Here is an 11,700-nt window from a genome sequence, read left to right on the forward strand (position 1 = left end):
CTTCCCCATCAATCTCTCTTAGGACTTGCTCTCTTTTTTGGACAAATAAAAAACGCCTCTGCCATATGACAGAGACGTTTTGAAAACGCGGTTCCACTCTGTTTAGAAAGCCCTCATTTCGCAGCCTTCTCAACTTCATCCCATAACGGAGGGTACCGCCCTTGCATACTAACATACGTGTTCCTCAAGGGTCTTGAGGGTGCATTTCCAACGTCTGCCCATAAGTCTCTTTCAGCCGGTGAAGACTCTTTCTGTGATAGGCGAAAACATTGTACTTCTCCCTCGCAACGATTTTCCTTATATTTGTTTAATGCGGTTTAATACCGTCTCTTTACCTAGTAGTTCAATACTTTGCGGAAGCTCTGGGCCATGCGTTTGTCCAGTGACAGCCACACGAATTGGCATGAATAGTTTCTTACCTTTATGCCCTGTTTCTTTTTGTACCGCTTTAATGGCAGCTTTGATTTCATCAGGTGTGAAAGACTCAAGACGTTCAAGCTGACCTGCAAACGAAGCCATCACTTCTGGTACTTGCTCTTCTGCAAGAACTTCCTTTGCCTCTTGATTATACTCAATTTGTTCCTTAAAGAACAACTCTGTTAACTCAACAATTTCTGCTCCGTAGCTCAATTGCTCGTGGTATAGAGAAATGAGTTTGCGCACCCACGTGTTTTCTTCTTCTGACAGCTGCTCGCTTACCTTGCCTGCCTTTTGAAGATGTGGAAGTGTAAGTGCCACAACTTGATCAAGATCAAGTGCTTTTACGTATTGGTTATTCACCCATTTTAGTTTATGCATATCAAATAGAGCTGGTGACTTAGAAAGTCGATTGACATCGAAAATATCGATGAACTGCTCTTTTGTAAATAGTTCCTCTTCGCCAACTGGAGACCATCCAAGTAGTGCAATGAAGTTAAACAAAGCTTCTGGTAAATAGCCCAAGTTCTTATACTGTTCGATGAACTGGATAATTGATTCATCACGCTTGCTTAATTTCTTGCGGTTCTCGTTTACAATCAGCGTCATATGTCCGAACAGCGGAACATCCCAGCCAAATGCATTGAAGACCATAATTTGTTTAGGTGTATTCGAGATGTGATCCTCACCACGAAGAATGTGAGTCATTTTCATCAAATGATCATCCACCGCTACAGCGAAGTTATACGTTGGTGTACCATCTTTCTTCACAATAACAAAGTCACCGATGCCGTCTGTTTCAAATGAAATCTCGCCTTTGACCATATCGTCAAATTTGATGATTTCTCCTTTAGGCACTCGGAAGCGGATGCTTGGCTCTCTTCCTTCAGCAATCAGCTTGTCCTCTTCTTCTTTTGATAAATGACTGCATTTACCAGAGTATCGAGGCATTTCACTGCGGGCAATTTGTGCTTCACGCTCTTCTTCTAGTTCTTCAGCCGTACAATAGCACTTATACGCCAAATCTTTCTCTAGCAGCTCGTCATAATATTTTTTGTAAATATCATTACGCTCTGATTGTCTGTAAGGACCGTAGCCCCCATCTTTATCAATGCTCTCATCCCAATCAATTCCGAGCCACTGCAGGTGGCGAAGCTGGCTTTCTTCTCCGCCTTCTACATTACGCTTTTGATCCGTATCCTCGATTCGAATAATAAATTTGCCGCCTTGGCTGCGTGCGAACAAATAGTTGAAAAGAGCCGTTCTAGCATTCCCAATATGTAAATGACCAGTTGGACTCGGTGCATAACGAACACGCACTTCATTTCCCATGAGTTTAACTTCCTTTCATCTGCATCATGTTGTCTGACACCAATTTTTTATAAACGTATTTTATCATCAAAACCCATTCTCATCAAAATGGATTTTACTTTTTCTGAAGAAGTACGGTTGCTTGAGAGGCAATTCCTTCGCCTCTTCCTGTAAATCCAAGTTTCTCTGTCGTTGTTGCTTTGACATTCACCTGTGTGACATCTGCCTCAAGGGCTTCTGCGATTTTCTCACACATTGGCTGAATGTATGGTGCCATCTTTGGTTTTTGCGCCATGATCGTGCAATCGATATTCACCAGTGTATAGCCTTTTTCTTTTACAAGTGCCCACACGTGCTGAAGTAATTTAAAAGAGTCTGCATCTTTAAACTCAGGATCCGTGTCTGGGAAATGTCTGCCGATATCTCCTTCTGCAATCGCACCTAGGCAGGCATCCGCCACAGTATGAAGCAGTACATCCGCATCTGAATGCCCAAGTAGACCCTTTTCATAAGGGATCGTCACACCGCCAATAATAAGAGGTCTTCCCTCTGTTAATTGATGTACATCAAAACCTTGTCCTATTCTAAACATGTTCTAGTACCCTCTTTCCGCATCCATAATTGCCTTGGCAACCAATAAATCATCCGGTGTTGTCAGTTTAATATTGGTATAGTCTCCTTGGACAATATACACACTCTCACCGTGTAATTGTTCCACAAGACTGGCGTCATCTGTTCCAAGAAAACCTGTCCGCTCCGCATGTTCATGCGCTTCTTTTAAAATAGAATGACGAAAAGCTTGTGGGGTCTGGACTGCCCACAAGCTCTGACGTTCAATGGTTTGTTCCACTTTGCCTTCTTGAACGCGTTTGATTGTGTCTTTCACTGGTACCGCTACGACTGCGGAGCCTTTTTCAATCGCTGCTTTAACGAGCAAGTCAATCTGTGTATGCTTAATAAAAGGCCTTGCGCCATCATGAACAAGCACGATGTCCGCATCTTGCACAGCCTTCAATCCTTCGTATACACTTTGCTGCCGTTCTTCACCGCCAGTGACAAGTGAAACAGGCGTTTGAAAAGCGTGTACCTTCAGTAGCCTTTCAAAGTCACGACGCTCTTCTTCATTGATCGCTAAGATCATGCGTCTGCATTGTGAATGAGCGTCAAACACCTTCAGTGTGTGGATGATGACCGGCATTCTTTTCAATTCAATAAAAAGTTTATTGCGGCCGGCCTTCATTCGCTTCCCCTGCCCCGCAGCCGGAATAACTACTTCATAATACATGTTCGTTCTCCCTTTAGAGCGCCTTCTCCAGAAGTTTTGGCTTCGCAAAAATCATTCTTCCAGCAGCAGTTTGCAGCACACTCGTGACGAGCACATCAATGTCTTTTCCAATATAATTGCGTCCTTCTTCGACCACAATCATCGTACCGTCATCTAAGTAAGCAACACCTTGGTTATGCTCTTTCCCATCTTTGATGACCTGTACCTTCATTTCTTCCCCAGGCAGTACAACCGGTTTGACTGCATTGGCTAGATCATTGATGTTTAACACTGCTACTTTTTGAAGTTCGCATACTTTATTTAAATTAAAATCATTTGTCACAACAACACCTGAAGTTAACTTAGCGAGTTTCACAAGCTTGCTGTCAACCTCTTGAATATCCTCAAAGTCACCTTCGTAAATTTCAACTTTAATATCCAGTTCTTTTTGAATACGATTTAAAATATCAAGACCTCTTCGGCCTCTATTTCTCTTTAATACATCAGAAGAGTCTGCAATATGTTGTAATTCCTCGAGTACAAATTGAGGAATGACCATCACACCTTCTAGGAATCCAGTTTGACAAATATCTGCGATTCTTCCATCAATGATAACACTTGTGTCTAAAATTTTCAGCTTTTTATCTTCTATTTCAGGTTCATCATCAGCTGCTCCTTTTTTCTTTGTGACCTTTGCAGATCGGGAGAACAGCCCCATCATTTCATCCTTCTTCTTAAACCCTACCTGAAATCCAAGGTATCCTAAAAAGAAAGCCAGGAAAATCGGAATAATGGTACCAAAAATATGATATGGGATATTGTTTAGCGGGATCACGTTTACAATAAGATATGCTAGAATAAGTCCAAATACTAAACCGAAACTTCCAGATATAAGATCAGGAAGAGGCGCCTTCAATAGAGAATCCTCGATCCATTTCACCCAATTAACCACATAGCCTGTGCACCATTTACCAATGATAAAGAACACAGCGGCTCCTATTAGTGCTGAAGAGTAAGCATTTGTTATGAAAGGTATGTCCTTCACATTTAACAGCAGAAATAACTCTGGAATGATAAAAATCCCTACAACTGCACCGAAAATGATAAAAAACGCCTGAACGATTCTTTTTAACATACCTTCACCTCCTTTATTTTTCATCTGTCAATCCACCTTCATCTGACATTGATATATGCTTAAGTTTCCTATCATCATGAACAGAAAACAAAACCATCATTAATATACCCATATTCATCCATTTTTAACCGTATTTAAGAAAAATTTCTCTTTTTATAGCTGACGGTCGATATAATGTTTTTCTTGCAGTCTTTTTAATCCTTTTTTTATCTTTTTCGCTCTTACTTCTCCAATTCCTTCTACTTCATCCAAATCTTGTACATCTGCTTCCATAATTCGATCTAGCACACCAAATGCTTCGACCACGTTTTCAACGATTGGCATAGGCAGTCTAGGGATTTTATGAAGTAATCTGTATCCTCTAGTGTACACATATTCGTCAATATTTGTAGATGCTGGATAGCCGAGTAACTTGTACAAAATAGAGTCATCTAAAAGTTCAAAGCTCGACATATCTTGGAGCTGTTTCAGCAGCACATATGGATCTTTGATCTTTTCTTTCACGTAATCTTTAATAAATAAAGCCGCTTCCTGCTCCATATCTGTAATCAGCTCATTGACTTGCAGACGGATCAAGTGTCCTTCTGTCCCAAGCTCTTTGATATACATATTGATTTCATTTTTGATTCTAAGTACCATTTCATAACGATGCAGCACGGATAATACATCACCAAAGGTCACAAGCTCTTCAAATTCTAAGGCGCTTAACGCAGAAATGGCGTGATCTAAAATGGTTTTATATTTCTCAAGTGTTTGTATCGCTTGGTTAGCCTTCGTCAAAATAAAACCAATATCTTTCAGCGTATATCGTCGATTCCCTTGGTATAAGGTAATGACATTCCGACGTTCAGAAATGGCAATGATTAAGCAGCCTGTCTGCTTTGCTACACGTTCAGCCGTTCGGTGTCTCATGCCTGTTTCTGATGAATGAATGGTTGCATCCGGCATGAGCTGTGTATTCGCATACAAGATTTTTTGACCAGAGTCACTTAAAATAATCGCCCCATCCATCTTCGCCAATTCATATAAATGTGCTGGGGAGAAAGCAGAATTAATATGAAATCCTCCATCTACCACACTTTTCACTTTATCGTTATAACCAACAACAATGAGCCCTCCAGTATTGGCTCTTAGGACGTTTTCAATCCCTGCCCGCAGGGGTGTCCCCGGTGCCACAAACTGGACAATATCTAAGAGATCGACTTCTCTCGCTCCTTTTTTCTCTTTTTCCATTTCTATGATCCCCCTAGTGAAATACGAAGTGCCTCTGCTACATTTTCTACACCGACTAATTCAATCCCTCTCGGTTTTTTCCATCCATCTATATTCGCCTGAGGAATAAACATTCGTTTAAATCCTAGTTTAGCAGCTTCCTGCACACGCTGTTCAATTCTTGATACTCTTCTGACTTCTCCCGTCAGACCCACTTCTCCTATAAAGCAATCTGCTTGATGCGGCGCTGCATCTTTAAAGCTTGATGCAATGCTGACGGCAATAGCCAAATCAATCGCTGGTTCGTCAAGTTTCACACCACCTGCGACCTTTAAATAGGCATCTTGGTTTTGCAGCAGCAGCCCTACCCGTTTTTCTAAAACGGCCATAAGCAATGACACTCGGTTATGATCAAGGCCAGTAGCCATTCTCCGTGGATTCCCAAAGCTCGTCGGTGAAATAAGTGCTTGTATCTCCACTAGAACAGGTCTTGTTCCTTCCATTGAGGCAACAACACACGATCCAGATACACCTGCTGACCGCTCTTCTAAGAAGATTTCTGATGGGTTTAATACCTCTGTGAGCCCTTCCTCCCTCATTTCAAAAATCCCTAATTCATTCGTTGAACCAAAACGGTTTTTCACTGCCCGTAAAATACGAAACGTATGATGGCGCTCCCCTTCAAAATAAAGAACTGTATCCACCATATGCTCTAAAAGGCGCGGCCCAGCAATCGAGCCTTCCTTCGTCACATGACCAACAATAAAAATAGGAATACCATTCGTCTTGGCAATTTTCATCAGCTGCGCAGTGCATTCCCTCACCTGAGAAACAGATCCAGGAGCTGACGTGATATCGCTTTGATAAACGGTTTGAATTGAATCGACCACAACAAAAGCGGGTTTCATCTCTTGTATAGCAGACGTTATATACTCCATATCGGTTTCAGCCAAAACATGTAAAGAGGCACTTTCAATACCGAGACGGTCCGCCCTAAGCTTCGTTTGTTTGATTGATTCCTCACCAGATATGTATAACACATTCTGATTTTGATCTGATAGCTGTGCTGAAACTTGTAATAATAGTGTGGACTTCCCAATCCCAGGATCACCGCCAATAAGAACGAGTGAACCTTTGACAATTCCACTTCCTAATACTCGGTTAAATTCTTCTAAATTCGTTTTAATTCGGGGTTCTTCGGATGTTTCAATTGCAGATATAGGTGAAGGTTTTTGAATGGTTTGAACAGAATGATTAAACGCACTTCGACGATTTGCCGGCTCTTTACGAACGACCTCTTCTGTCATACTGTTCCAAGTGCCGCAGCCAGGACATTTCCCCATCCATTTGGCTGACTCATAACCGCACGATTGGCATATAAATTTTGATTTTGACTTAGCCATAGATTGAAGAATACAACTCCTTATACTGGTCAGAAAATAAGTAAAGGGAGGCATCCAACTTACTGGTATGCCTCACACTTTTTTCTTACTATATTAGTTCGTAGCAGCCGTTGCTTTTACGACAATTTCTCCATCTTCTACATCTAATACGATATGTTGGCCCTTTTCAATATTGCCTTTCAGCAATTCCTCAGAAAGTCGATCCTCGACGTGCTTTTGAATCGCTCTTCTTAACGGACGAGCACCATACTCAAGATCTACGCCTTCGTCGGCAATCTTGGCTTTTGCTGCTTCCGTCAATTCAATTGAAAGGTCCTGCTCTTTTAGTCGTTTTGTTAATTGATCAGACATGAGAGACACAATCTCTTTTAGATGTTTCTTTTCGAGTGAGTGGAAGACAATGATTTCATCAATACGGTTGATGAACTCCGGTCTAAACGCACGTTTCAACTCACCCATTACTTTGCCTTTCATATCTTTGTAATTTTGACTTTCATCCTGCACGTTAAAGCCAACATATTTATTGCGCTTCAGCTCACTAGCTCCAACGTTTGAAGTCATAATCAAAATCGTATTTCTAAAGTCAACAGTACGACCTTTAGAATCAGTGAGACGACCATCTTCTAATACTTGAAGTAAGATGTTAAACACATCAGGGTGTGCCTTTTCAATCTCATCTAGAAGCACGACAGAATACGGCTTTCTTCTCACCTTTTCAGTCAGCTGACCGCCCTCATCATAGCCCACATAGCCTGGAGGTGATCCAACAAGTCTTGAAGTCGAGTGTTTTTCCATGTACTCAGACATATCAATACGAATCATCGCTTCTTCATCACCGAAGATAGACTCAGCGAGTGCTCTTGCAAGCTCAGTCTTACCAACACCTGTTGGCCCTAAGAAAATAAAGGAGCCAATCGGACGTTTCGGATCTTTTAGTCCAGCACGGGCACGTCTTACAGCTTTTGCAACAGCAACAACTGCTTCATCCTGTCCAATGACGCGAGAGTGGAGCAATTGTTCCATGTTTAGAAGCTTATCTGTTTCTGTTTGAGCAATTTTCGAAACAGGTACTCCCGTCCAGCTAGAAACAACCATTGCGATATCATCCACAGAAACCTCTGAATTCTCTTGTCCCTGCTTTTCTTTCCAAGATTTCTTCGTCACTTCTACCTTTTCACGCAAACGTTGCTCCGTATCACGAAGAGAAGCGGCTTTTTCAAATTCTTGACTTTGAACAGCTGCATCCTTTTCCTTGCGTACTTCATCCAGCTTTTGCTCAAGTTCCTTTAGATTAGGCGGTGTTGTGAAAGAACGTAAACGAACTTTTGAACCCGCCTCATCAATTAAGTCAATCGCCTTATCTGGAAGGAAACGATCAGAGATATAACGATCAGAAAGCTTTACCGCCGCCTCAATGGCTTCATCTGTAATAGACACACGGTGATGTGCTTCATAACGGTCTCTAAGCCCTCTTAAAATTTGAATACTTTCATCAACAGATGGCTGGTCCACTTGAATTGGCTGGAATCGACGTTCAAGTGCAGCATCTTTTTCAATATATTTACGGTACTCATCTAACGTTGTTGCCCCGATACATTGAAGCTCACCACGTGCTAAAGATGGTTTTAGAATATTAGAGGCATCAATCGCACCCTCTGCTCCTCCTGCACCAATCAGTGTATGAAGCTCATCAATGAAGAGAATGATATTTCCAGCCTGACGGATTTCGTCCATGACTTTTTTCAAACGATCCTCGAATTCACCACGATATTTCGTTCCCGCTACAACGGTTCCCATATCAAGTGTCATGACTCGTTTATCACGCAAAATTTCAGGCACTTCGTTGTGAATAATTTGCTGTGCGAGGCCTTCTGCGATCGCTGTTTTACCAACACCAGGCTCTCCAATCAAGACAGGGTTATTCTTTGTTCTTCTACTTAGGACCTCAATGACACGCTGAATTTCTTTGCTACGGCCAATCACAGGGTCCAAGCTGTCCTCTTTCGCAATAGCCGTTAAGTCTCTTGCCAAGCTATCTAAAGTTGGTGTATTGGCATTGCTATTAGATCCTGCCGCAGATGCACCCGTTTCATTGCTGCCTAGAAGCTGCAATACTTGCTGGCGTGCTTTATTTAAGCTTACTCCGAGGTTATTTAAGACACGGGCAGCTACACCCTCTCCCTCACGAATAAGACCTAAAAGAATATGTTCTGTCCCTACATAGGAATGACCAAGCTTTCTCGCTTCATCCATAGAAAGCTCCGTAACCTTCTTCGCTCTAGGTGTGTAATGAGGAATAGCTTGAGACACCTCTTGCCCTCTTCCAATCAAGCTCTCGACTTCTTTTTGGATTTTATCTGAAACAAGGCCCAGTGCTTCTAAGGCTTTTGCGGCAATGCCCTCACCTTCACGTACAAGACCAAGTAAAATATGCTCTGTTCCGATGTTCTTATGGCCTAGGCGAATGGCTTCTTCTTGTGCAAGTGCTAATACCTTTTGAGCTCTTTCAGTGAATCTTCCAAACATCATATCGTTTCATCCTCCTGTCCATTCCTATGCATTTCTAAGCGCAGCCTTTCTCTAATAATTGCTGCTCGTTTTATATCTCTTTCATTTGGTTCCAAGGCTCCTCCTGAATATTGCTGAAGGAAGCCAGGCTGTGTCAAAATCATGAGTTCATTCAGTATATTACTTGAAAGCCCCTTAATGATACCTAAATCAATTCCAAGTCGCACATCTGACAAACACTTAGCCGTTTCCTTAGATTCAATCATGCGACAATTAGCCAAAATCCCCAAGGAACGGTACACTCTGTCTTCAAGTTCAATTTTAGACGTCTGATATAATGCCTTACGTGCAGATCGCTCTTGTTCAATGAGCTGCGCCGTCACACTATTCAAGTCATCTACAATATCTTCTTCTGATTGACCCAGTGTCATTTGATTTGAAATTTGAAAGATGTTTCCTATTGCTTCGCTACCCTCACCATAAATTCCTCTGACCACAAGACCTAATTGATTAATTGCAGGAATAATGCGATTCATTTGTCTTGTCAGGGCTAATGCTGGTAAGTGCATCATGACTGAAGCCCTAATACCTGTACCTACATTGGTCGGACAGCTCGTTAAGTATCCTCGCTTTTCAGAAAACGCATAATCCACTTGCTCTTCAATCCAGTCATCTATTTGGTTAGCTGCTTTTAGTGCATTAGCCAGCTGAAATCCTGGGAACAAGCATTGAATACGAATATGGTCTTCCTCATTCAGCATGACACTGATTTCTTCATTTTCTGAAAGCAAACAGCCGCCAAATCTTGATTCTGCTAAATTGGGGCTAATCAAATGCTTTTCAACAAGTACCCTTTTAGCCAAAGGCTGCGTGTCATTCATTCGAATCAGAACAAAGTTTCCAATGTCCTTCACTTCCTGGCTCGCAAACTTTTGCTCGAATTGCTGAAGAACAGCTTCAGCCTCCTCTTGAGAAAACTGAGTTGGGAAACGAACATGCTCTAGATTGCGTGCCAGCCGAATACGACTGCTTAGAACAATGTCACTTTCTGGTCCTTTCTGTTTCATCCATTGACTTAATGCGTCTTGAATAAAATGCTGGAGCGACATGTCGTTAATCTCCCTCCCTCTGCTGAGATTGCTCATGCTCTAACGCACGAATTTGATCTCGAACTTCCGCTGCTTTTTCAAACTCTTCCTGTTCAATCAGCTGCTTCAGTTCTTGCTGCATTAACTCAAGTTTCCGGCGAACATGCAGACTGCCGGCAATCCGTTTAGGGACTTTTCCATTATGGACTGTATTTCCACTATGGACTTTCCTTAAAACAGGATTTAAATACTGATCAAAGGTTCGATAACATTCTGCACAGCCAAAACGGCCTGTTTTCCTGAATTGCTGAAAAGTTAAGCCACACTTAGGACATTGATCCACTTCTCTTGCCTCTTGAAAAATAGATGATCCTTTATTCGCACTTGTGGTAAAGCTAGGATCAATATTCAATAAGCCTGATAATAAGTTGTGAATCGAGAAACCTTGGTTTCCACTCATAGCATATGAATCACTGTTTTCTTTTGCACATTGTTCACATATGTGCATTTCTTGTTTTTCTCCATTTATTACTTTCGTAAAGTGAAAAGTGGCTGGTCTCTCATTGCATTCTTGACAAATCAATCTTTTCACCCGCTTTACTTTAATTTCAAAGCATTTAACATCGCTTTCATCATCCGAGCCCGCAGTTCATCTCGTTCAGGTAAATCAATGTGTAAAACAGAACGGTCCATGACACTAATCATCATCTTTGCTTCTCTTTCGGATAAAATGTTGTTCTCAACAAGACGCATGATGATATGATCAGATGCAGCCTGTGATAAACGATGATATATTTGGGAAATAATGTTGTTCAATAAATCGACTTCATCATTTATTTTGACTTTAATGATACGGATATAGCCACCACCGCCACGCTTACTTTCGACGATATAACCTCTTTCGCTCGTAAAGCGTGTATTGATAACATAGTTAATTTGTGAAGGTACGCATTGAAACTTATCTGCAATTTCATTGCGTTTAATTTCTAATATTTCTCGACCATTCTGATCCAAGACTTCCTTCAAATACTGCTCGATGATATCAGAAATATTTTGTGCCACTCCGCCTCCTCCTCCATTGACTTTGACTATATTTGACTTTAATCTTACTATAAATTTTTTCGATCGATTTTTCAAGATAATCGCTCAACTAACAATATTATTTCCACATTTATCTGGTGCCAAACATCCCAAAAACACAAAAAAGACCAGTTCCGATTGGAACTGATCCTTTGAAAAGCTTGGCGGCGTCCTACTCTCACAGGGGGAAACCCCCAACTACCATCGGCGCTGAAGAGCTTAACTTCCGTGTTCGGTATGGGAACGGGTGTGACCTCTTCGCTATCGCCACCAAACCTGATG

Annotated in this window: 10 protein-coding genes, 1 rRNA gene and 1 other annotated feature; all 11 genes read right to left on the bottom strand. The window is 41.6% G+C overall.

The window, feature by feature from the left end; translation table 11 throughout:
- Positions 1-67: 67 nt before the first annotated feature.
- Positions 68-297, bottom strand: a binding site (T-box leader).
- The gene (gltX, locus tag ACSBQP_RS18705) at positions 298-1,749 is read right to left on the bottom strand and encodes a glutamate--tRNA ligase (protein WP_035391581.1); all 1,452 of its coding nucleotides are present in this window, start codon (positions 1,747-1,749) and stop codon (positions 298-300) included.
- Between the two features lie 94 nt (positions 1,750-1,843).
- Positions 1,844-2,320 carry a 2-C-methyl-D-erythritol 2,4-cyclodiphosphate synthase gene (gene ispF, locus ACSBQP_RS18710; protein WP_007496273.1) on the bottom strand — a complete coding sequence of 159 codons (477 nt, stop codon included), beginning with the start codon at positions 2,318-2,320 and terminating at the stop codon, positions 1,844-1,846.
- Positions 2,321-2,323: 3 nt separating this feature from the next.
- On the bottom strand, positions 2,324-3,013 hold the full coding sequence (ispD, locus tag ACSBQP_RS18715) for a 2-C-methyl-D-erythritol 4-phosphate cytidylyltransferase (RefSeq protein WP_008345432.1): 690 nt from the start codon (positions 3,011-3,013) through the stop codon (positions 2,324-2,326).
- A gap of 13 nt (positions 3,014-3,026) precedes the next feature.
- Positions 3,027-4,127 (bottom strand): PIN/TRAM domain-containing protein, encoded by a 1,101-nt coding sequence (locus ACSBQP_RS18720; RefSeq protein WP_003217214.1) that lies wholly within the window; start codon positions 4,125-4,127, stop codon positions 3,027-3,029.
- A 153-nt stretch (positions 4,128-4,280) separates the two neighbouring features.
- Positions 4,281-5,360, bottom strand: a complete 1,080-nt coding sequence (gene disA, locus ACSBQP_RS18725) for a DNA integrity scanning diadenylate cyclase DisA (protein WP_007496267.1) — start codon at positions 5,358-5,360, stop codon at positions 4,281-4,283.
- Between the two features lie 2 nt (positions 5,361-5,362).
- The gene (gene radA, locus ACSBQP_RS18730) at positions 5,363-6,742 is read right to left on the bottom strand and encodes a DNA repair protein RadA (protein WP_017359160.1); all 1,380 of its coding nucleotides are present in this window, start codon (positions 6,740-6,742) and stop codon (positions 5,363-5,365) included.
- A 93-nt stretch (positions 6,743-6,835) separates the two neighbouring features.
- Positions 6,836-9,271, bottom strand: coding sequence for an ATP-dependent protease ATP-binding subunit ClpC (gene clpC / locus ACSBQP_RS18735; protein WP_007496263.1), 2,436 nt, complete (start codon positions 9,269-9,271; stop codon positions 6,836-6,838).
- Positions 9,268-10,359, bottom strand: a complete 1,092-nt coding sequence (locus tag ACSBQP_RS18740; protein ID WP_008345444.1) for a protein arginine kinase — start codon at positions 10,357-10,359, stop codon at positions 9,268-9,270. Before ACSBQP_RS18740 ends, clpC begins: the two co-directional genes overlap by 4 nt.
- A gap of 4 nt (positions 10,360-10,363) precedes the next feature.
- Positions 10,364-10,921, bottom strand: coding sequence for a UvrB/UvrC motif-containing protein (locus ACSBQP_RS18745; RefSeq protein ID WP_007496258.1), 558 nt, complete (start codon positions 10,919-10,921; stop codon positions 10,364-10,366).
- Between the two features lie 14 nt (positions 10,922-10,935).
- Entirely contained in the window at positions 10,936-11,400 is a 465-nt protein-coding gene (locus ACSBQP_RS18750; RefSeq protein ID WP_035391577.1) for a CtsR family transcriptional regulator, read from the bottom strand.
- 177 nt (positions 11,401-11,577) lie between these two features.
- A 5S ribosomal RNA gene (gene rrf / locus ACSBQP_RS18755) occupies positions 11,578-11,693 on the bottom strand.
- Positions 11,694-11,700 lie beyond the last annotated feature (7 nt).

This window comes from Bacillus sp. G402 (assembly GCF_051172515.1).
In the GTDB taxonomy this organism is placed as follows: Bacteria; Bacillota; Bacilli; order Bacillales; family Bacillaceae; genus Bacillus; species Bacillus altitudinis.

Coding starts and splice junctions, on each gene's coding strand:
- gltX (WP_035391581.1), bottom strand. CDS start 1,749: ATGGGAAATGAAGTGCGTGTTCGTTATGCACCGAGTCCAACTGGTCAT.
- ispF (WP_007496273.1), bottom strand. CDS start 2,320: ATGTTTAGAATAGGACAAGGTTTTGATGTACATCAATTAACAGAGGGA.
- ispD (WP_008345432.1), bottom strand. CDS start 3,013: ATGTATTATGAAGTAGTTATTCCGGCTGCGGGGCAGGGGAAGCGAATG.
- ACSBQP_RS18720 (WP_003217214.1), bottom strand. CDS start 4,127: ATGTTAAAAAGAATCGTTCAGGCGTTTTTTATCATTTTCGGTGCAGTT.
- disA (WP_007496267.1), bottom strand. CDS start 5,360: ATGGAAAAAGAGAAAAAAGGAGCGAGAGAAGTCGATCTCTTAGATATT.
- radA (WP_017359160.1), bottom strand. CDS start 6,742: ATGGCTAAGTCAAAATCAAAATTTATATGCCAATCGTGCGGTTATGAG.
- clpC (WP_007496263.1), bottom strand. CDS start 9,271: ATGATGTTTGGAAGATTCACTGAAAGAGCTCAAAAGGTATTAGCACTT.
- ACSBQP_RS18740 (WP_008345444.1), bottom strand. CDS start 10,359: ATGTCGCTCCAGCATTTTATTCAAGACGCATTAAGTCAATGGATGAAA.